At 60.2% G+C, this 20,803-nt stretch carries 21 protein-coding genes; 8 read left to right on the top strand and 13 right to left on the bottom strand.

Annotation, left to right across the window (positions count from 1 at the left end; all coding sequences use genetic code 11):
- Positions 1–17: 17 nt before the first annotated feature.
- On the bottom strand, positions 18–605 hold the full coding sequence (locus ACHEXK_RS04700) for a restriction endonuclease (RefSeq protein ID WP_416548210.1): 588 nt from the start codon (positions 603–605) through the stop codon (positions 18–20).
- 163 nt (positions 606–768) lie between these two features.
- Between ACHEXK_RS04700 and ACHEXK_RS04695 the strand changes: the two genes are divergently transcribed.
- Positions 769–1,281 carry a cupin domain-containing protein gene (locus tag ACHEXK_RS04695; protein ID WP_416548209.1) on the top strand — a complete coding sequence of 171 codons (513 nt, stop codon included), beginning with the start codon at positions 769–771 and terminating at the stop codon, positions 1,279–1,281.
- Positions 1,282–1,452: 171 nt separating this feature from the next.
- Here the strand turns inward: ACHEXK_RS04695 and fabG are convergent, their stop codons facing one another.
- The 5 genes from fabG to ACHEXK_RS04670 are packed head-to-tail and all read right to left on the bottom strand — an operon-like array spanning position 1,453 to position 6,549.
- Entirely contained in the window at positions 1,453–2,220 is a 768-nt protein-coding gene (gene fabG, locus ACHEXK_RS04690; protein ID WP_416548208.1) for a 3-oxoacyl-ACP reductase FabG, read from the bottom strand.
- Positions 2,217–3,605 (bottom strand): MmgE/PrpD family protein, encoded by a 1,389-nt coding sequence (locus ACHEXK_RS04685; protein WP_416548207.1) that lies wholly within the window; start codon positions 3,603–3,605, stop codon positions 2,217–2,219. The genes fabG and ACHEXK_RS04685 overlap by 4 nt, the downstream gene beginning before the upstream one ends.
- Entirely contained in the window at positions 3,602–5,083 is a 1,482-nt protein-coding gene (locus ACHEXK_RS04680) for a tripartite tricarboxylate transporter permease (protein WP_416548206.1), read from the bottom strand. Before ACHEXK_RS04680 ends, ACHEXK_RS04685 begins: the two co-directional genes overlap by 4 nt.
- Before the next feature lie 3 nt (positions 5,084–5,086).
- Complete coding sequence (locus ACHEXK_RS04675) at positions 5,087–5,593, bottom strand: tripartite tricarboxylate transporter TctB family protein (protein WP_416548205.1); 507 nt, start codon at positions 5,591–5,593, stop codon at positions 5,087–5,089.
- Entirely contained in the window at positions 5,590–6,549 is a 960-nt protein-coding gene (locus tag ACHEXK_RS04670) for a Bug family tripartite tricarboxylate transporter substrate binding protein (protein ID WP_416548204.1), read from the bottom strand. The genes ACHEXK_RS04675 and ACHEXK_RS04670 overlap by 4 nt, the downstream gene beginning before the upstream one ends.
- Positions 6,550–6,797: 248 nt before the next feature.
- Here ACHEXK_RS04670 and ACHEXK_RS04665 point away from each other — a divergent pair, with 248 nt between their 5' ends.
- The 3 genes from ACHEXK_RS04665 to ACHEXK_RS04655 are packed head-to-tail and all read left to right on the top strand — an operon-like array spanning position 6,798 to position 9,860.
- Positions 6,798–7,505: a GntR family transcriptional regulator gene (locus ACHEXK_RS04665; protein WP_416548203.1), complete on the top strand. Its 708-nt coding sequence runs from the start codon at positions 6,798–6,800 to the stop codon at positions 7,503–7,505.
- On the top strand, positions 7,502–8,473 hold the full coding sequence (locus tag ACHEXK_RS04660) for a Bug family tripartite tricarboxylate transporter substrate binding protein (protein WP_416548202.1): 972 nt from the start codon (positions 7,502–7,504) through the stop codon (positions 8,471–8,473). Before ACHEXK_RS04665 ends, ACHEXK_RS04660 begins: the two co-directional genes overlap by 4 nt.
- A gap of 7 nt (positions 8,474–8,480) precedes the next feature.
- Positions 8,481–9,860 carry an MmgE/PrpD family protein gene (locus tag ACHEXK_RS04655; RefSeq protein ID WP_416548201.1) on the top strand — a complete coding sequence of 460 codons (1,380 nt, stop codon included), beginning with the start codon at positions 8,481–8,483 and terminating at the stop codon, positions 9,858–9,860.
- 18 nt (positions 9,861–9,878) lie between these two features.
- On the opposite strand, the gene ACHEXK_RS04650 is transcribed toward ACHEXK_RS04655, so the two are convergent.
- From ACHEXK_RS04650 to ACHEXK_RS04640, 3 genes are all read right to left on the bottom strand, one after another.
- On the bottom strand, positions 9,879–11,006 hold the full coding sequence (locus ACHEXK_RS04650; protein ID WP_416548200.1) for a Stealth CR1 domain-containing protein: 1,128 nt from the start codon (positions 11,004–11,006) through the stop codon (positions 9,879–9,881).
- A 54-nt stretch (positions 11,007–11,060) separates the two neighbouring features.
- Entirely contained in the window at positions 11,061–12,404 is a 1,344-nt protein-coding gene (locus tag ACHEXK_RS04645) for a Y-family DNA polymerase (RefSeq protein ID WP_416548862.1), read from the bottom strand.
- Between the two features lie 460 nt (positions 12,405–12,864).
- Positions 12,865–14,532: a DEAD/DEAH box helicase gene (locus ACHEXK_RS04640; RefSeq protein WP_416548199.1), complete on the bottom strand. Its 1,668-nt coding sequence runs from the start codon at positions 14,530–14,532 to the stop codon at positions 12,865–12,867.
- Positions 14,533–14,787: 255 nt separating this feature from the next.
- Here ACHEXK_RS04640 and ACHEXK_RS04635 point away from each other — a divergent pair, with 255 nt between their 5' ends.
- From ACHEXK_RS04635 to ACHEXK_RS04625, 3 genes are read left to right on the top strand one after another with little or no spacing between them, the layout of a single operon-like run.
- Positions 14,788–15,315: an SOUL family heme-binding protein gene (locus ACHEXK_RS04635; protein WP_416548198.1), complete on the top strand. Its 528-nt coding sequence runs from the start codon at positions 14,788–14,790 to the stop codon at positions 15,313–15,315.
- Between the two features lie 57 nt (positions 15,316–15,372).
- A complete protein-coding gene (locus tag ACHEXK_RS04630; protein WP_416548197.1) occupies positions 15,373–15,759 on the top strand; it encodes an HNH endonuclease in 387 nt (128 codons plus the stop codon).
- 40 nt (positions 15,760–15,799) lie between these two features.
- On the top strand, positions 15,800–16,207 hold the full coding sequence (locus tag ACHEXK_RS04625) for a dihydroneopterin aldolase (protein WP_416548196.1): 408 nt from the start codon (positions 15,800–15,802) through the stop codon (positions 16,205–16,207).
- A 16-nt stretch (positions 16,208–16,223) separates the two neighbouring features.
- Here ACHEXK_RS04625 and cho read toward each other — a convergent pair whose 3' ends face one another.
- From cho to ACHEXK_RS04610, 3 genes are all read right to left on the bottom strand, one after another.
- Positions 16,224–17,099 carry an excinuclease Cho gene (cho, locus tag ACHEXK_RS04620; RefSeq protein ID WP_416548195.1) on the bottom strand — a complete coding sequence of 292 codons (876 nt, stop codon included), beginning with the start codon at positions 17,097–17,099 and terminating at the stop codon, positions 16,224–16,226.
- A gap of 28 nt (positions 17,100–17,127) precedes the next feature.
- Positions 17,128–17,559, bottom strand: a complete 432-nt coding sequence (locus ACHEXK_RS04615; RefSeq protein ID WP_416548194.1) for a LexA family protein — start codon at positions 17,557–17,559, stop codon at positions 17,128–17,130.
- A gap of 166 nt (positions 17,560–17,725) precedes the next feature.
- Positions 17,726–18,619, bottom strand: a complete 894-nt coding sequence (locus tag ACHEXK_RS04610; protein WP_416548193.1) for an MBL fold metallo-hydrolase — start codon at positions 18,617–18,619, stop codon at positions 17,726–17,728.
- Positions 18,620–18,715: 96 nt separating this feature from the next.
- Here ACHEXK_RS04610 and ACHEXK_RS04605 point away from each other — a divergent pair, with 96 nt between their 5' ends.
- The gene (locus tag ACHEXK_RS04605) at positions 18,716–19,393 is read left to right on the top strand and encodes a transglutaminase-like domain-containing protein (RefSeq protein WP_416548192.1); all 678 of its coding nucleotides are present in this window, start codon (positions 18,716–18,718) and stop codon (positions 19,391–19,393) included.
- Positions 19,394–19,509: 116 nt separating this feature from the next.
- Here ACHEXK_RS04605 and ACHEXK_RS04600 read toward each other — a convergent pair whose 3' ends face one another.
- Positions 19,510–20,784, bottom strand: coding sequence for a branched-chain amino acid ABC transporter substrate-binding protein (locus ACHEXK_RS04600; RefSeq protein WP_416548191.1), 1,275 nt, complete (start codon positions 20,782–20,784; stop codon positions 19,510–19,512).
- Positions 20,785–20,803 lie beyond the last annotated feature (19 nt).

Here is a 20,803-nt window from a genome sequence, read left to right as displayed (position 1 = left end):
CCAACCATTGACCTGATTCAGGCTTGCAAGGCGTTGGCCCCATCATGCATGAGTTGGGCAATGTTGGCCGCTCCCAGCAACTGCATGGGGCTGTCGCTGGCCAGATCGATGGCCGCCTGGCTGAACACGCCCAGGCTCATGCAGGTGCATGAAAAAGCATCGCGCTTGTCACGAACGGCCAGCAATTCGCGCAAATGCTCGGCCCCCACGGTGGCCGCTTTCCAACGTTTGGCGCTGACCAGGGTCATGCGCCCATTTTTTTCGATCTGAAAATCGGCCGGGCCCTCATTCAAACGGGTGACCACAAAGCCCTGCATGCGCAACGCTTCTTCGACCAAGACCGAGAAATCACGCCAACCCATCCCCCGGGCTTGTTCGACCAATTCCTGAATGCGGCTGGCCGAGATGGCATTTCTTTGCCGCCAAGCCGCCATGACACCGATCACAAAAAATGGAAACGCACCCAGCATGCCCGCTATTTTGTAGGCCTCAGGGAGCAAAGCACCGGCGACCAAGGCCACGCCGAACATCACCAAAAAGCTCACCCACCATGGAGCGCGCAGCAAAGTCGCAAAGAGCGACTTTTCGGACATTTTGAATTTCATGGAGATTCAGTGGTTAGAAAGATCAACTGTCGCGACTGCGAGAGACATCTCGTTTTGGTGAACAGTGGGCAGAGTTTAGTGGAGCCCCGAGCAGGCCCACCCAGAAATGGGGCATAAGCCCCATGCTAAAGTGAAATTCTCTGCACCCGTGAGGACCCGAACCATGCTGCCAAACCACGACGACCACAACGCGCCTTCAGCCCAAGAACACCCGCTGACCGACTGGAAACATGACGGTGTGCGTGTGGTGCCGGGTGACCAGCTGGATGGCAATGTGCCCTCCACGCCGGGCATGGACCGCAAGGCGGCCATCAATTTTGCGCGGGTAGGCGCTCAAAAACTATGGGCAGGCACGGTGCATATCCACCCCAATGCCAAAACCGGCGCCCACCACCATGGGCCTTTGGAGAGTGTCATCTATGTGGTCAAGGGGCGGGCCCGCATGCGCTGGGGCAATGCGCTGGAATTCACAGCAGAGGCTGGACCCGGTGATTTCATTTATGTCCCGCCCTACGTGCCGCACCAAGAGATCAATGCCAGCGCAGACGAGACCCTGGAGTGCGTGCTGTGCCGCAGCGATGGCCAGGCCGTGGCCGTGAACATGGACATTGCGCCTGTTGAAAAACCTGAAACGGTGCTTTGGATCGACCCCACACACCCACATGGCGGGATCTGAGGCCGTCTCACCAGCGGTGAAGCCCCGACGGGTCCGAGCACAAGCCAACCCGGGTTCGGACAGTTCACACCCTCGGTCAAAGGCCGATTTTTTCACCCACTTGGCGCTGGCTGGGTGGGCAGGCATGCGCCCTCAAACCCTGACACTGCCCATCGCTGGCGCTGCGTGGGATCAGGACCCCAAATAAGTGCCCCCATTGACGTGCAGCACTTGCCCCGTCACAAAGCGCGCTTGCGGGCCGGCCAGCCAAGCGACCGAATCCGCCACCTCTTGGGCCGTGCCGCGCCTGCCCAGCAAAGGCGCGTGTTTTTTGTGATGCTGTGGCTGAGCCGACACACTGCTGCCCTGTCGCACGGTGTCGATCATGCCGGGCGAGACACAGTTCACCGTCACTTGATGGGCGGCCAAATCGTGGGCCAAAGCACGGGTCAGACCCACGAGGCCCGCTTTGGCGGTCACCACATGCACACGGTTTTCAGCGCCGGTGTGAGCGGTCAGCCCCCCGATGTTGATGACAGCGCCATCGGTGGCTTTTTGAAGGTACGGCAAAGCCGCTTGGGTGCAGTGAAAAGCACCGTCCAAAACCACGGCCAGCGTGCTGCGCCAATCTGTACTGCTCATGCTGGCCAAGGTGGCCTCTTTGCGAATGGCTGCGTTGTTCACCAAGACATCCAAGCGTCCAAAATGAGCAGCCACCTGGGACACCATGGCTTGCACAGCCAAGGCATCGGTGACATCGGCCACACACAAAAGCGCCGGCACACCCAGTGCTTTCAACTCATCGACCACCGTTTGACCTTCGGCGACGGAGCTGCGCACATTGACGGCCACAGCCATGCCGTCACGGGCCAAGGCCAACGCGATGGCCCGGCCAATGTTGCGCCCCGCCCCGGTGACCAAGGCAACACGGCGAAGTGAACCCGTGGTGTGCTTGCTCATGCCGACTCCGATGCGGCCAATGCCGAGAAAGACAAGGGCTCTCCCAACAAAGCGGCATTGAGCGCATCCAAAAGGGCCTGAGTTTGCCCCCCATTCAAACCACCATGGTTGCAGTTGGCTCTGAACTTCTGCGCCAAGTCGGCATCGCTCAATGGGTGTTCAGCCCCGCCCTTGAAGAAGCCTTGGCGCTCTTCCAACACGCGGCCATCGTGCAGCGTCACCCGCACATGTCCTGTGAATTGGCGCGGATAAGGATTGGCCGGGTCCACCACATAACGCACTTTGGCAGCCAGGGCGCGCAAGTCTTCGCGTTGCACCGTGTCCTCGGTGTAGGCCGACAAACCCGCATCGTCCAACACCAGGCCTGCTGCAATGGCATAGGGAATGCTGAACTTGGCGGCGTAAGCGTTGGGCGGTGAAGCCTTGAGTGCCAAGGGCTCCCATAAGCGATGAACGATGCCCTCGGCGGTCTCGCACACCACGCTTTGAATCTGGTCAGGCGTGACGCCTTGTTGGCGCAAAGTGCGTGCGCAATCGATGTAGGGATGAGCCATCGTGCCACACGCATAGGGTTTGAAGGCGATGGTGGTCCAGACCCATTGCTCACCCCAGCCCGCCAGCATGGCTTCAAAGTCACCGTCCAGCGTATTGGCAAAACCATGGAACAAACCGTGCGTCCCCTCAAAGACCGTGGCAGGCCCCACAAAACCGGCCTGTGCCAGGCGCACCGCACGGTACGCCGATTGCGCCGCCCAACCCGGGTGCATGCGCTTGGTCCATGAACCGTCGGCCAAGTATTCGATGATGCCTGCGGCCATGCTGCCGGCCAAACCCATGGCATGGACCATTTGCACTTCGCTCAACTTCATGGCCGTGCCTATCCCGGCCACGGCACCGACAACGCCAAAAATGGCTGTTGGGTGGAAACCGGCCTTGTGAACGCGGGTCGGTGCCACGGCACACAAACGGCAGGTGACTTCAACTCCGATGGCGATGCCGCGCAACAAAGCATCGCCCGTGAGCGTGTGCCGCTGCGCCACAGCCAACAAAGCCGGCACGATCACGGCGCCGGCATGCACAGGGCCCCCCTCGTAAGTGTCGTCAAAATCCTCACCGTGTGCAGCGATGCCATTGACAAACGCAGCCGCCTCCACACCATAGCCGGCTGGAAAACCCAACACGCTGCAGGGCCCTGATTGCTCAACAGCTTCCAGAGCAGCCAGCACATAACGCTCGCGGCGAGCCGCCATGCAGATGCCGGCCACGTCCATCAACAAACGCCGTGCCACGGGCAAAGCCAGCGGGTCTGATTCGGGCTTGGCCAGGGCCATGGCCCTGGCCAGTCGTGCGGCGATGGTGGCACCCGAAGGGCTTGCTTGACTCATTTTTTCGACTTTCTCTCAGTGAACTCTTTGATACCGGTGTAAAGCGCGAGGAACAGGGACAAAGCCAACAAGCCCGCAGAGACCGTGTCCGTCAAGAAAATGCTGTGATCCCCGCTCGAAATCAACAAGCTGCGGCGGTAATTGGACTCGACCATGTAGCCCAGCACCAAACCCAAGACCATCGGCAAAACAGGGATGCGCAACAGGCGCATGCCGTAACCCAAAACACCGACAGCCAACGTCATGGCGATGTCAAAAATACTTTGGTGCAGTGCGTAAACACCCGTCATGACCAAAGCCAAAATACCGGCAATCAGATAAGGTTTGGGGCGATTGACCAACCAGATACACGGGTTGAGAATGACCAGACCAATCAGGAGCATGGCGATGTTGGCCACCAACAAACCGCCATACAAACCATAGACCACATCGGGCGCCTTGGTGAACAACATGGGGCCCGGCTGCAAGCCATGGATGAGAAAGCCCCCCATCAAGATGGCGGCCGAGTTCGAGCCGGGAATGCCCAGGCTGAGCAAAGGCACCAGCGCCGTGGCCGTGACCACGTTGTTGGCCGCCTCCGGTGCCGCCACACCCTCAGGCGAACCATGCCCATACTCTTCGGGGTGCTTGGACCAGCGTTTGCTTTCGGAGTACGCCATGAAAGCCGCCACCGTGCCGCCTGCGCCAGGGGTGACCCCTTCGAACGTGCCCACCGCAGCACCGATGGCCTGTGGCCGGAACAAGCGCTTGGTCATGGCCCAATCGGGCAACTTCAGACGCGAGGAAATTTTGTCGGCTTTGGCCCATGCAGGCTCACCGATTTGCACCAACATTTCGGTGACGGCAAACAAACCCACCATGATGATGATGGGCTTGACGCCATCGAGCAGATCGGCAGAGCCAAAGGTGAAACGGGACACACCGGAGACGGGGTCGCTGCCAATGAAAGCGATCATCAGCCCCAGACACGCGGCCACCAGGCCCTTGAGCAAGGTGCCCCCGGACAAACTGGCAATGACCGAAAGCCCCAAAACACCCAGAGAAAAATAAGCCGCCGGCGTGAAAGCCAAGGCCACTTTGGCCAAACTTTCGGTGGCCAACACCAACACCAACAAACCAAACAACCCGCCCACCAGACCTGAAGTGAGGGAGATGCCCAGCGCCTCACCCGCTTTGCCTTGCCTGGCCATTTCAAAACCATCGATGACGGTGGCGGATGCTGAATTGGTACCCGGGGTGCGGATCAAGATGGCCGGGATGGATCCACCATATTCAGCACCGACATAGACACTGGCCAAGAGAACGATGGCAATGGTCGGCGGCAGTCCCACTGTGAATGGCAACAGCAAAGCCATGGCAATCGACGGCGAAATGCCCGGCAGCGCGCCCCCCAAAATGCCCCACAAGACCCCCCCAAATGCGGCGGCAATGACCCACAACCAAACCCAACCACCGAGCGATTGCAACAAGGCATCCATGGATCAACCTGCCAAAAGTGTGGGCCAAACGCCCGTTGGCATTTTGACTTTGAGCGCAAAGTCAAACAAAAACCACATCAGTGGACCGGTGATGAACACAAAACCCCACAAGACTTTGGATTCACGTCCACCGGCGAACCAAGCCACTGCGGCAGACAACAAACCAATGGCCATCACGTAACCCAACCAGGGCAGCAGCAGCAGATAAATGGACAAGATCAACAACAGGCCCAGAGCCAGGCCGTGCGGATTGGAGGGGGAATCGTCAGGCGCTGCCTCTTGCGCATTCGCCTGCACAGCAGGTGCCGGCTTTTGCAACAGCCCTTTGAGCAGCAGCAACGACGAGGCCAACGCCATCAAAGCACCAATCGACATGGGCACACCCGCTGCGCCCACCGCATCGGCCAGCAAACTGTCCTCGATACCACCGGCAAATCGAATGTATGCCACCGAGAACAACAAGCCCAATGCGCCAGTGATCAAATTGGATTGGCGCTCGGGGACGCTCATTTCAACAACCCCAACTCTTTGAATGAAGCGACCGTTTCAGCGGCCACCTCGGCGGTGAATTTGCGGGCAGCCTCACGCCCCAACACCATGGGTGTCAAGTTCTCGCGGGTGTACTCGGCTTTGTAAGCAGGCAACTCGATCACTTTGCGGGCGGCATCTTCCCAAGCTTTGGCCACACTGTCTGGCACCCCCTTAGGGCCAGCCAAGCCACGGAATTTGCGCACGACGACATTGAAACCTTGCTCTTTGGCCGTGGGCAATTGAGGCAAACCTTGCAGTCGGGTTTCGGACAAAGTGGCCAACAAACGAATTTTTCCGGCTTCGAGTTGGCCTTGCAGTTCCTGCATTTCACCGATACCCAAGTCATACGTGCCGTTCAACACCCCGATCATTTGGTCTGCACCGCCTTCATGGCTGACGATTGGGACTTTCACACCCGCAGCACGTGACAAGCGCTCCATGGCGATGCGCTCCAGCGAAGCAGGATTGGAGGCACCCCAACGCGATTTGCCGGGGTTGGCTTTGGCGAATGCGATCACATCGGCCAGTGTTTTGTGGGGCGAATCTGCACGGGTGTAAATCAGCTCAGGGTCCAAAAAGACAATCAGCATCGGGTCCAGGCCGTCGTAACCAACGGCGGGCTTGGACAGCAGCGTGGTTTGGATGTAAGTGGGGGTGGTGCCATAAAAAATCGAGCCATCAGGCGCGCCTTTGGCCACCGCCGCCACAGCCGTTGCGCCGCTGCCACCACGGATGTTCTCCACCGCAAAACTGGTTTTCATCACCGTGCTCAGTTGCTTGGAAAAGTCTCGCAAGAAAACGTCTGTGCCTCCCCCAGGGCTGGAATGGGTCACCAACGACACACGCGGCACAGGATAGGGTGCAGGCTGCGCCAAGGCCGTGCTGCTGGCCAATATGCACATGCCGAAGCCGGCGATCACTTGCAAGATGTTCATGATTTGTCTCCAAAAATGGTGAGTGGGGTGGGCGCACTCTTGGGTGCTTTTGATCAGATCAATTTTTATCGTATACGAAAACCAAGTTCAGCCAACCTGAGAAAAACCCTATACGCCACGGCATTCCCCTCTGAAAAACGCATGACCATCACGCCTCACCCAGCGCTAGGGATTTCCCGATAACAAGACGACAGTGATTTCGTATACGATATTGAGTCACTCAAAAGATCACCACACACCAAGATCGCATGCTCCCCTGGCTCGCCGAAAACAGCGCTGAACTGCCGCACAAAGTGCCCGCCACTTCCCTGGCGAAGTTGGTGCGCGACGATGTGCTGGCCGGCATCCTCAACGGCAGCCTGACACCCGGACAGCGCATCAACGAACCCGATGTGGCTGCGCGTCTGAATGTCTCGCGGGTCCCGGTCCGAGAAGCGCTCAGAGAACTCGAAAGCTCAGGCGTCGTGGTTTCACGCAAGCACGCCGGGGTGTTTGTCCGCCAACTCGGCTGGGTTGAAGTGCGTGACCTGTACCAGCTTCGGGCTTTGCTCGATGGATTCGCAGGGCGCGCTGCCGCGCAACTTCCCAAAAAGGAGCGCGATCGCTTGGTCAAATTTTTGGTCAGCACCACCAGCAGCATGAAAGACGCCTTCCAATGCGCCGACGCCAACCGGTATTACGCAGAAAACCTGCGTTTTCATTGGGCAATCGTGGAGGCGGCAGGCAATGTGCAAATGGCCGAAATTTACCGCGGTATCGTGCAAAAACTGCACATCTCGCGCCTCAAAAACCTCTCCGGCAACAGGGGCCGCAAGGCCTCGATTGCCGAACACCAAACCATCGTCCGGGCGCTGCGCCAAGGTGACTTTGCGCAAGCCGAGTTGTTGATGACACGCCACGTTGAAGACGCCCTGGTCCGACTCGAAGAAAACTCTCAAATGGAGCCCCCCCCATGAAACGCCGTCAACTGCTGCAAGCCGCCTCAGCCTTGGGCCTGCTGCCCACTTTGGGGCACGCCCAAGCCGCTTATCCAAGCAAACCCATCCGCTACATCGTGCCCGTGGTGGCCGGTGGTGGCAGCGACATGGTCGGCCGCACGGTGACCGAACGCTGGGGCGCGTTGCTCAAGCAATCGTTCATTGTGGACAACCAAGCAGGCGGTGGCGGTGTGATCGCTTGCCAAGCTGCCGCGCGCGCCGCGCCCGATGGCTACACCTTGCTGCAAGGTTATGTGGCCACCCACGGCACCAGTCCCGCCACACGCAAAGTCCCTTATGACCCGATCAAGGACCACACGCCCATCGGCATGATCGGCGCCACGCCCAATGTCTTGGTCGTCAACGCGTCGCTGCCCGTGCGCAACCTCAAAGAATTTGTGGAGTACGTCAAAGCCAACCCCGGACGCCTGAGCTACGGCTCGGCGGGTCAAGGCTCTTTGACCCACCTGACCATGGAGCTGTTCAAGCAACAAATCAATTCGTTCATGGTGCACATCCCCTACCGGGGCGTTGCCCTGGCCTTCACCGACCTGATCGGTGGCCAGACCCAAGCCATGTTCCCAGGCTTGGCGGCCGCTGTGCCCCACATGAAATCGGGCCGCGTGCGCGCCTTGGCGGTCACGGGCCCCAAGCGCCACCCGCAATACAAAGACATCCCAACACTCGACGAATCTGGCTTCAAGGGCTTTGATGCCCAGCAGTGGTACGGCGTGGTCGGCCCCGCGGGCATGCCCGCACCCATCGTCAAGCAGCTCAACGACACTTTGGCCACCGTGCTCAAAAGTCCGGACCTGCGCGAGAAACTCTCGATCGAAGCCATCGAACCCCTCACCATGACGCCCGACGAATTCGGGGCCTTCATCAAAGCTGAAATTGTCCGATGGACCGCCATCGCCAAAGCTCGCAACATCCAACTCGACAACTGAACACCACATGGCACGCAATACCCAAGTTACCGCCGACCACAACGCCCCTGCGGTCACCCAAATTTTGGCCCGTTTCGTGGCCACACACCCCTCCAAAGGCTGGAGCGACGCGGTCGATCTGGAGGCGCACCGCACCTTCATGAACTGGCTGGGCTGCGCCGTGGGCGCCACCGGGCATGAAGCCGCTGACGCCGCCTTGGCCGCCGTGCAAGTGCTGCAGCCCGCAGCACAAGCCAGTGTGTTGGGCCGATCCACCAAAGTGGACATGGCCAGCGCCGCCCTGCTCAATGGCATCACTTCGCACACCTTCGACTTTGACGACACCCACCTCAAAACCATCATCCACCCGGCAGGCCCTGTGGCTTCGGCCATTTTGGCTTTGGCCGAGCACCAGCAGTGCTCGGGCCGCGAAGTGATCGACGCGCTCGTCATCGGCATCGATGTGGCTTGCCGTGTGGGCAACGCCATGTACCCAGACCACTACGACCGTGGCTGGCACATCACCGGCTCCACCGGCACTTTGGGCGCCGCAGCAGCCTGTGCGCGCTTGCTGAAACTGAACGAGCAACAAACCGCCATGGCTTTGGGCATCGCTGCCTCGCAGCCGATTGGCATGCGCGAGCAGTTCGGCACCATGACGAAACCCTTCCACCCCGGCGCTGCCGCGCGTGCAGGCCTGATGTCGGCCCTGTTGGCCCAGCAAGGTTTCACCGCCAGCCCCAAAGCGTTGGAAGCACCTCGCGGCATGATGCAAACCGTGTCCATCAAAAACGACTGGCGCGAGATCACCCACGAATTGGGCGAGCGCTTTGAGATTTCATTCAACAGCTACAAGCCCTTTGCCTGCGGCATCGTGATCCACCCCAGCATCGACGCCTGCGCTCAATTGCGTGCCAAAGGCGTGCGCCCAGAACAAGTGCAACGCATCGACTTGCGCGTGCACTCCCTGGTGCTGGAGCTGACGGGCAAAAAAGAACCCGTCGATGGCCTGCAAGCCAAGTTCAGTGTCTACCACGGCTGCGCCGCAGGACTGACCTTTGGTTATGCCGCTGAAGAGGAGTTCTCGGACCACATCGTGACGCGCGACGACATGGTGGCCTTGCGCCGCAAAGTGGTGGCCACGGTGGACGACTCGATCGACGAAGCCAGTGCCGATGTGACCGCCACCTTGACCGATGGCAGCACGGTGCATGTGTTTGTGGAGCACGCCATCGGCTCGCTGCAAAACCCCATGACCCAAGCGCTGCTCGAGGGCAAATTCCACGGCCTGAGTGATCCTGTTTTGGGCCAAGCGCAGACCACCGAACTGATCCAGGCCTGCTGGGCCATTGGCCAAGCTGCCAATGTGCAATCCATCATCCAGTTGGCCACGCCCAAAGCCGCCTAAGGCAACAACCCCGAAGGTTCACGCCCTTTTTTTCGGGACAGACACTTGGCCTGCGTTCAGCGCATGGTCAAGTGTTGAAGCCTCCCCCCAGTGCGTTTGCCGCGCGGCAGAAACATCCATGACCGGGTCGTTTTCAAACGCCGAAGGTTTGGGCAAGATGCTTTGCAATACGTTCAGCACGTTTTGTAGCCTCGGGTCTTGGGTCTGTGCATCGTCGGTGGTGTCGTTGATGCAAAAAAATTCAAGCGCACCAAACTCAGCCTGCAAGGCCTGCAACTGCGTGTTTTGATCGACCTCACCGGTTGACACATAGCGGTGGCGGTAGGGCCGAACGCTGGCCACCCCATGCGCCAAAGCCCAGCGCAAGACGAAATCCGACACGATGGTGGGCTTGTCCCAGCTGCGAAACACGGTGGAGCGGACGGCGGCAAACAACTCGGGCGCCGTGCCCTCCAACTCCAACAAGATCGACTTGAGCATGGGCCGGGGTGAATGGGCGAAGGTGCGAAAAGTGCTTTGGTACAAGGGGTCTTGTGTGCGCAGCGCAGGTGTGCCCGAGCGGGCTTTTTCAGTCAGCCACTGGATGGACAAGCGGCACGCGTTCTCAAGCGACGTGGCGTCCATGCGCATGGCCTCGTCGGTGACACAAGGCTCGTCCGACCAGGTGACATGAAAGCCCGCTTCGCTGAACCAATCGCTGACCCGAACTGGCGCCCCAAAAAACACATCGTCGTTGAAATAAAAATAGCGCTCTGACAAGCCGGGAATGTGGTGAATCCAAGACTCGATGTGGCCTGAATCGAAAGTGGGCAGGCAGGCCTCTGGCATCAGGTCCCGGTGATCCACCAGCGTCAAACGGTTGGATGCGCGCAACCAGCCAGGGGCCTGCGCATCGGTGACGATGTAGACATGACCGTGCTCGGGGAAAAACTTCTCCAGCGCCCGCAGGCTGTAGCGCAACTCGTGGTTGTCACGAAAACGCCCTTCCACATTGCTGTAGCGCGCCATGGCGGCACTCGACTCACTCGGCAATTGCTGCAGGGCGGCTTGGCGTTTGGCTCGCCAGTTCGAATCGTTCCCGTCCACCCACAGGTAAACGATGTCGATGGGCGCATCGCGCGAAAGGTCTACTTTGGAATTTTTCAAGGCCATGAGTCTAGCAGTGGCCACCTGTGGGCCATTCCAATAACCGCCCTGAACTCAGGGCCACTGTGGGAACGCCCTGCCAGGGTCCATCTGCACACAGAGCAAATGGGCCCAATCGGTGGTGTACGCGGGGGTTTTGAAGTCTTGCTTCATGTGCCAAATTTGCGCCGCCTGCCCTGTGCCTGCGCTGCCCAGCTTCAGGCTGCCCCGGCCGTGGCGCTGGTTGATCTGGTCCATGGCCTGCATCAAGCGGGTGCGGTTGGCGGGCTGGGCATCGCCTGCATGGCGCGACAAATCGAGCGTCATCTGTTGGCGCGTGGCGGGCTGCAAACCCATCAGCATCACACCCGCTTTGGCATACAAAAAACCCGGCTGGTAAATGCTGTCCAGCAAAGCCAATGCCGCCTGCGTGATGTGGGCGCTGTCGCTGGTGGGCACGGGCAACGGCAGGCAGGCGCTGCGGCTGTACTGCGCGTCTTGCTTTCGGAACGGGCTGGTGCGGATGAACACCATCACCTGCGCTGCGTGGCCTTTCTGTTTGCGCAGTTTTTCTGCAGCGCGGCAGGCAAATTCGGTCACGGCCTGCTGCAAATCGGCCAGCTCAGTCACCGGGCGGCCGAAGCTGCGGGTGCAGGCGATTTGTTGTTTGGCCGGCGGTTCGTCTTCGAACTCGATGCAAGGCGTGCCATTGAGTTCACGCACGGTTTTCTCCAGCACCACCGAGCGCATGGCCCGCGCAGCCGCCGGGCTCATCATGGCCAAGTCTTGCGCTGTGGTGATGCCTTGCGCCCGCAGCTGCGCTGCGATGCGCGGGCCCACGCCCCACACCTCGCCCACTTCGGTGGCCTGCAGCAACTCGGCCAGCTCTTGCGGGCTGCACGCCCCCAGGTGGCAGATTTGCGCGTGCTGCGCCGGGTAGCTGCCGGGCTTGCGCTCGGCACTTTTGGCGATGGCGTTGGCTAGCTTTGCGAGCGTCTTGGTGGGCCCAATGCCGATGCACGTCGGGATGCCAATCCACTTCAAAATGCGCCTGCGGATGGTGCGGGCGCGGCGCACCAGGTCACCGGGGATGCCGCTCAGGTCCACAAAACTTTCGTCAATGGAATACACCTCTTGCTTGTGACCCAGGCCTGCGGCCAGCGTCATCATGCGGTCGCTCATGTCGCCATACAGGGCGAAGTTGGCCGACAGCGCGATCAAGCCCGCGTCGCGCTCGAGCTCGTGCAGCTGAAAGTACGGCGCCCCCATCTTGATGCCCAGGGCCTTGGCCTCGTCACTGCGGGCGATGGCGCAACCGTCGTTGTTGGACAGCACCACCACCGGCCGGCCTTGCAGCCAGGGCTGGAAAACGCGTTCGCAAGAGACGTAAAAGTTGTTGCCGTCGATGAGGGCGAGCATGGGGAGGGGCATGGTCAAATACTGTACAAATGGACAGTATAAAGACCTGCAACCCCATCACCGAATTGGCCTGCCGTGCTGCCCAAGCGGCCAGCGCGATCCTGAAACACATTTACCGCCCCTGCTACAAACACTGGCACTCCCCCAAACCTGTAGACACTTTTACACAGCGCGGTTTGACGCTGGCGCTCGAATCCAAGGGGACTGATTTGGTCGAGATGTTCATGGCGTCGCACTCTATTTTTAAAAATCTTCGACGCACTTTTCGAATCCCGAATGATTGCATTGAATTAAAAAGGTATCCATTGTTCATGCCCAGAGAGGTCATGAGACAGCTGTCAACGACACTCCTACGCAGCTGGCGCAAGCGAGCTGATAAGCCAGCGCTCTCAATTCAGTCACGGCTATGCCATCGGACATCACATCCCCTTTTTCAAAGCAAAAAAGTCAAAACAAGCCGCTACCGTATCAACCCCATCACCGACTCAATGAACACAGGCAAGCCCTGCGCATCCAGGTCTTTCATGAAATAGACGTGTTTGTCATTCCAGTCTTTCTTTGTAAGTCCATGATGCTGCACATCTGAGAAGTCGGTGAGGGTGTCGATGTCGCGCGAGCCGCTGATGCGGCCCGTGCCTTGGTTGGCCGTGAGCCAGCGTTCATAGATGCTGCTGGCCTCGGGGCCTGAGTTGGTGCCGCTGAAGAGCACGACTTTGCCCGCGTGGCCGTTGTGCTCCAGAAAGCGTTTGAGGTATTCCTGCGTGCGGCGCGACTCGGTGAAGATGAGCGCTTTGCGTTGGGCCGCGCCCCCGGTTTGCATTTGGGCCAGTGCGTTGAAGCCCACATCCAGCGCTTGCAGCAAGGCGGTGGTTTTGGTGTCGGTGCCGATGCCTTGCGCCCAGGCGTGCAGGCGGTCCAGCTCGGCAATTTCGGCGTTCAGGCGTTGGCGGTCGAGCTGGGCGGGGTCTGTGGGGGCTGCAGTGTCGGGTATTTCTTCGCTGGCGTTGAGGATTTCGTCCAGCAGGTCTTCTTCCATTTCCTCCTGGCTGACCAGGGTTTCGATCCCGTCGTTTTGGTCCCAGTTGGCGGTGTTCTGGATTTTTCCGTCGCGCAGTTTTTGCAGGCGCTCTTTCATCACACCCAAGGTGCCCGCAATGGCCAACGAGCTGGACGCCAGCAGTTTGCGCAGCACCAGCTCGGTCAGGTGGCGTTGCCGACGGGGGATGGCGTAGCTGTCTTCTCGGGTCAGGTAATCGCTGACAGCTTCATAAAAACGATGTTCGTCATCGGTGGACCGGAATTTTTGCGTGATGGCTTTGCGCTCGGTGTACTTGATGTACTCGGTCACGTCTTTGCGCAAGGTGCGTTTGCAAAAGCTGTCCAACCGTTGGCGCAGGCCGCCCAAGTCACCGCCCGCGCCGGTGAACTGGCTTTTGAAGGCGCCCAGGTCGCCAAAGATGCTGTCGTCGATCAGGATGGACAGGCCGTACAGCTCCAAAATCGAGTTTTGCAACGGCGTGGCAGTCAGCAGCAGCTTGCGGCTGTCGCCCGTGGCCCAGCGGATGGCCTGGGCGATTTTGTGGCTCTTGCGGTAGGCGTTGCGCAGTTTGTGGGCTTCGTCGATGACGACCAAGTCCCAAGCCATGGACCGCACCTCTTCTTTGATGCGGGTGGCGTAGGCATACGACATGACCACCACGGCTTTTTGGCGCAGAGGGCTTACGCCTTGGCGCTGGGCTTCGCGCCAGGTTTTGGCGTCCAGCACGACGGCAGGCAGGTTGAACTTGTCTTGCAGCTCCAGCGCCCATTGCTTGCGCAGCGATGCGGGGCAAATGACCAGCAGCTGCCGCTTGCGCTCGGCCCAGTATTGGCACAGCACGATGCCTGCCTCGATGGTTTTGCCCAGGCCCACCTCGTCGGCCAGCAACACGCCCTTGCTCAGTGGCGAGCGCAGCACAAACACGGCCGCTTCGATCTGGTGCGGGTTCAGGTCCACGCTGGCGTTGAACAGCGCTTGGCTCAAGCGGTCGAGCCCGCCGCCTGCATGCTGCAGGGTCAGGTCGTGCGCGATGTATTTGGCTTGGTGGGGGGTGAGCTGCAAGGCACTGCGGCCACAGGCCGTGGACATGAATTAAAAATTATTCATATCCTAATGTTGTTATCCAAAAATTTACTTTTTAAATGTTATTTATTTGAATTTTTTGGCCACTAAACAAGCATATTTGAGGGTTTACACCCATCCACGCCAACTGGGCCCACCAGCGTGCACCAGCAAACCGATGGCCCGCCCCCCATTTGCTTTAATGTCTGACACGACCCCTTTTGCAAGCGAGCGTTTATGCCTTGGTTCATTGCTGTTTTGTTACTTTTTTGTGGAGCCGCCATGGCCGTTGAAGAACCGCGTTACACCGTGCTGATCTCAGATCCGCCTTTTGAAGTGCGCCGCTACGCCGCTTTCACAGTGGCACAAACCCAAATCAGCGGCGACTTTGACGCCGCCAGCCGCAGCGGCTTTCGGCGCATTGCGTCTTACATCTTTGGCGACAACCTCCAAGCGGGTCTTGGGGCGCAGCGCAAAATCTCCATGACTGCGCCCGTCACCGTGGTACCCGAAGACCAGGGTTGGCGTATGCACTTTGTGATGCCGTCCGCTGAAAGCGTGCAGACCCTGCCCCAGCCGCTCAACCCACAAATCCAGCTGCGCACTGTGCCCGAGCACGAGACGGTGGCCGTGCGTTTCAGCGGCTTCACCACGCAAGCCAGCATCGAAGAACAAACCGAGCGACTGAGGGCTTGGGCGAAAAGCAGAAATTTCAAGCTCAACCCCAGCGCCCAAATCGCCCGCTACGACGACCCTTTCACGCTGCCGTGGAACCGGCGCAACGAAATCTTGATCGACCTGATGCCCTGAAAGCGATCGGGATCAATCGTTCGATGCAAGCTGCGCCGCCGGCCAGCTGTTGTAGCCTTGGGCCATGGTCAACACAATGGTTCTGCTGTGACAGGGCGCATCCGCAAAAAGCTCATTCAAGCCCAGCTCGAAGCCCTGCCTGCACCGCGCAGCTTCGCTGTGCTGTGCCCGCTGTGCGAGCGCCCCATTCCCCCCAGCCAACAAGACGCGCACCACTTGGTGCCCAAGTCGCACGGCGGCGCACACACCGTGGTGCTGCACCGCATTTGCCACCGCCAGATCCATGCGCTGTTCACCGAGGCCGAATTGGCGCGCCTGTATGCGACGGTCGAAGCTTTGAAACAACACGAAGCGGTGGCCCGCTTCATCCGCTGGGTACAAACCAAGCCGGACGCATTTTTTGAAAAAAGCCGCAAGAGCCAACGGCTCCGAAGCAGGCACTGAGCCCCAGAACACCAACCCACGAACTTGCCGCTGAACGCCCATGACCCTGCCCACCTCGACCGCCAGCCAGATCGAACTGAAAGACTTTCGTCTGGCCACCTGCATCGGCACCTATGCCCCTGGCGACACCGTGCCCGAGTACCATGCGCTGGATTTGACGCTGTGGATCCACCCTGATCTGGTGCTGATTGCCCAAGACGGCATGGCGCATGTGTTCGATTACGACCCGCTGGTGATCGAAATAGAGCGACTGGCGGCCGATGGGCTCTACGCCACCCAAGAGCGGCTGATGACGCGCATCGTGCAGGCCTGCGCGGCTTACCCAGCGATCGAGGCGCTTGAGATGGCTCTGCGCAAATTTCCGGTGCGGGCAGGCAGCGGTTCTTTGGGCGTGCGTTTGGCGGTGGACAGCGCGCAACTGCAGCGCATGCGCGAAGACCGATGCTGAAAGCACCCAAGGTGGCTCACAACAACACCATCTCGACACTCTGCGTGAGGACCGGGCGGCACAAAATTTTGTAGCTGTCGGCATCAAAACCATCGGCCACAGAGGTGGCGGCCTGGCTCAATTGGCCCGCCTCTTGGACCGTGGCTGCACTGCCCAAATAGCACCAGTGCTTGACCACGTGAATTTGCGTGAACTCGCAATCGCGCTCAATCAGGCCCACCGCGCTCGGGTAGGGCCAGCATTCCACGCGCATCGCCAGCAGGCTGCTGAACAAACGCTCACGGTGCGCCTCGGGGGTTTCATCGCCCCGGCACACACCCGCACATTGGCGAAGGGCCGCCCGAAAGCAGGCTTTGCCAGGCGGCAACTTTTCCAGACCCAAGGGGCCATAACACAGCTTGTGTTGGTCGGCCATGGCCCGCAGTGCATGGAGCGCCGCGTGGCGGCTGGCGTACAGCCCATACAGGTCGGGCTGCGTGGCAAAGTCGATGTCTCGGGCATAGACCACTTGCGGCACCTCGCCCGTCAGTTGCAAGCTGCACAGTTGTTGGTTGCGGCGCAGTTTTTGGTTGAACAGGGGGTGCTGGGCCTTGATCATTTGGGCCTCCAGCAGCAGCGCACCGATCTCCCCCGCCGTGCGAATGTGGCTGATGCGCTGGGTCTGGCGCAGCATGCGGGCTTCGTCGGGTGTCCGCAAGTGCGAGAGCAAACGGGCGCGGATGTTGATGCTTTTGCCGATGTACAGCGGCAAGTCGCCCTCTTGACCGTGGAAGGTGTAGACGCCTGCGCCGGTGGGCGCGTCTTCGATGGCTTCGCGCAAATGCTGCGGGTATTCATAGACCCGAGAGGCTTGAAAGTCATCGCGGCGCTGGCGTGGGGAGATGGTGGCCATGTCGGAAAAATCGCTTCAAGTTCAGTGTTCAGGTTTGGTGTTGGTGAATGGTCGCGACCACCACACCCCAAATCTCCACACTTTGACCCTCTTTGGGCACGATGTCGGGGTAGTCAGGGTGGGCCGCTTGCAAACGGATGCCCTCGCCTGGCAGGCGAAGCGTTTTGCAGGTGAAGTCCCCATCGATCACCGCCAGCACAATGTGCCCATCTGCCGGGTTGATGGCGCGATCCACCAGCACCACCGAGCCGTCAAGGATGCCCGCGTCGCGCATGCTTTCGCCGCGCACACGGATGTAAAACGTGGCCTGCGGGTGCTTGACCAGCTGCTGCATGAGGTCGATGCGCTCGACCTGGTGGTCTTCCGCGGGCGATGGAAAACCTGCCGCAATGCTGGCGGGTAAAGCCTGTAGCCACCAGGGTCCGGGGGGCAAGGCTTGGGGGGTATCGGGGGCAAACATGATCAGGGCGGGGCTCAGGTTGCAGTGTTTTGATCCACAAAATACTGTTTATATTTACAGTATACTGGGCTTGCCATGCTTCTTGCAGTTGCCTGATGATTTTGTCAGTTCACGCCCCGGTCTTTGCGGCCCGGGGCATTTTGGGGTGGTGGCCCCCACCCCCAACTCACAGCGCCACATACCGGCCATCGTCTTGTGGGGCGATGTGCCCCTGCGCCAGCAGTTCATCCAGGTGCATGGCGATGGTGTGGCGTTCGGCACAAGGCACAAAGGGCACGTCGTAGCCTGCGGGGTAGAGCAGACGGCGGTTGACGAGTTCATCCAGGCTGTGAGGCGTTTGCAAATAGCCCAGCAGTTGCGCGCTGCGCTCGTCGATCTTGCTGGCAAAGCGGGCCAGCTCGGCCATGAATTGCGCCCGCTCGGTGATCACCGCCTTGTGGTGCGAAGTGGCCCAGATGCGCGCATCCAGCTCGGCCACTTTTTTCAAGGTGCGCCGAAAGTCGCTCAGACTGGAGGTGGCGTCGCCGTAATAGGGGCCGAACCCGCTCAGATCGATGTCCCCAATGAAGGCCAGGCCTTCGCTTTCGACCACCAAGGCGCAGTGCCCCGCCGTGTGGCCCGGCAGGTGATGCGCCCGCACGTGCACACCACCGCCCAAGTCCCAAAAAGCACCATCGGTGTAGCCGGTGGCGTCGGGCCGGGGTTGGTAGTGAAAATCTTTTTGCACGATGGCCAGCATCGCGTCCAGCACGTCTTGCGGGTAGCCATAGTGGCGACACATGCCGTCCCACGACTGGGCTGCGGCCAGGTCGGCCTCGTGCACCTGCACGCAGGCGTGCGGCAGACGGTGCAGGCCAGCCATGTGGTCCTCGTGTACATGGCCGAGGATGACCAGGTCCACCGTGTCCAGCTCGGTGCCGATGCGGTTGGCCACCTCGGGCGTGTCAAAGGCCACCCGCATCTCGGCCCCCTGCACGATGAGTTGGTTGCCGTCCGGGTATTTGCCCGACTTTTCACCCAAGTGCACGCGTACCGCGCCAAAACTCAACACCGATGCCATGGCTGCCTTTCTGGAGTTGCGCCAGATTGAAGGCGCGATGAGCCACTATAGCCAGCGTGACACCCCCGAGCTGCCGCGCGCGCTACAGTGAACCCCATGACCGACCTGCCCTCCCCCGCCACACGGGCCGCCACGGCCTTGATCGACAGCGACCACCCAGATGTGATCGCCTTGGCGCGCCAGCATGCGCAAGGCGCCACCGACCGCGAACGCGCGGTGTCGCTGTACCTGGCGGTGCGCGACCAATTTCGCTATGACCCCTACCGCATCGACCTGTCGCCCCCAGGCATGCGGGCCAGCTCGGTCATCGCCCAGGGCTCAGGCTGGTGCGTGCCCAAAGCGGCGCTGATGGCAGCCGTTTGCCGTGCCGCGGGACTGCATGCACGTTTGGGCTACGCCGATGTGCGCAACCACCTGAGCACCGAGCGCTTGCGCCAGACCATGCAGACCGATGTGTTCATCTGGCACGGCTATGCCGACATCTGGCTGGAGGGCCGATGGGTCAAGGCCACTCCCGCTTTCAACATCGAGTTGTGCGACAAATTCGGCCTGCTGCCGCTGGCGTTTGACGGGCGAAACGACTCGATTTACCACCCCTTTGACAAGGCCGGCAACCGGCACATGGAGTACGTGAACCAGCGCGGCACCTTTGATGACATGCCTTTGCCGCAGATCGTGGCCGATTTCAAAACGGTCTACAGCAGCTGGATGGCTGAGAACGACCCGCTGCAAAACGCGAATTTTGCGCAAGACGTTGAAAAAGAAACCCGATGACGGCACGCACTGCGGTCTCGCTGGCCCGGATGGTGCAGGACCTGCAACACAGCGCACGCCTTGGTGGGCTGCCCACCGAACGGCTCGGGTGACGGCTTAACCCGGCTTGACCCAACTTAACCCGGCTTGACCATCTTGCAACTGCTGGGCAAGCGGGCCTGCTCGGCCTTGATTTGCCGCACCACCTTGAAGCCGTAGCCGGAGCCTTCGACATCGAAGGGCACACCGGGGCTGCCCTGGCGCTGCATCACCCCCACCACCAGCGGTTGCTGGAATTGGTGGTCTTCGGCACGCATGAAGCCGGTTTGCCCCGCCATGCTCACCCGGGCTTTTTCCAGCGCCAGCGCCAGCGCCACAGGCTCGGTGCTCCCCGCCGTTTCGACCGCCTGCGCCAGTGCCTCGACCATCAGTTGCATGCGCACATGCACATAGTCCTCAGACGGCTTGCTGAACCGTTGGCGGAATGACTGGTAGAAGGCTTCACTGGCTTTGCCCGGCACATTGGGCAGCCAGTCAGCCACAGCGATCACACGGTCCACACCCGCATCACCCAAAGCCGCAGGTGCCCCCAGGGCATTGCCGTAGAAGGTGTAGAACTTGCCTTCGTAGCCGGCCTCGCGTGCCGACTTGACCAAGAGCGTCAGGTCATTGCCCCAGTTGCCGGTGATCACCGCTTGCGCACCACTGGCTTTGATCTTGGCGGCGTAAGGCAAAAAGTCTTTCACCCGCCCCATCGGGTGCAGCTCGTCACCGACCACTTTCACATCGGGGCGCTGGTCAGCCAGCTGGCGTTTGGCTTCGCGCAGCACGGCCTGTCCGAAGCTGTAATCCTGCCCAATCAGGTAGACCGATTGGACTTTTTTGTCATCGCGCAACACCGACATCAGGGCGGTCATGCGCATGTCGGCGTGGGCATCAAAGCGGAAGTGCCAGAAACTGCACTTCTCGTTTGTGAGCGCCGGGTCGACCGCCGAATAGTTCAAAAACAACACCCGCTTGGCCGGCTCGCGTTCATTGTGTTTGTTGATGGCATCGATCAAGGCCGCGGCGTTGGCCGAAGAGTTGCCTTGCAGCACGACTTGCGCGCCATCATCGATGGCCGATTTGAGGGCCGACAAGGCTTCTTCGCTTTGGCCTTTGCTGTCGTAACGCTCCAGCACCATGGGGCGCAGGCCCTGGGCTGTCTTGACACCGCCGCGCGCATTGACGCGCTCGACCGCCCAAGCGATGTTGCGCACCACCGCCTCACCCGTGTTGCCAAAGGGGCCACTCAGACCCTCGATCAATGCCAGCTTGATGGGGGCTGGCGATTGCGCCCCAACGGGCGCCAAACAAAAAGCCGCAACCAGCAAAACCAGCGCACGACGTGAAGTGATCAAAGACAAACGCATATTAAAAATAGAACCCGCG

Origin of the sequence: Limnohabitans sp. DCL3, from assembly GCF_048019295.1 — a bacterium.
Taxonomy (GTDB): domain Bacteria; phylum Pseudomonadota; class Gammaproteobacteria; order Burkholderiales; family Burkholderiaceae_C; genus Limnohabitans_A.
This window is presented reverse-complemented; position numbering and strand designations above follow the sequence as displayed.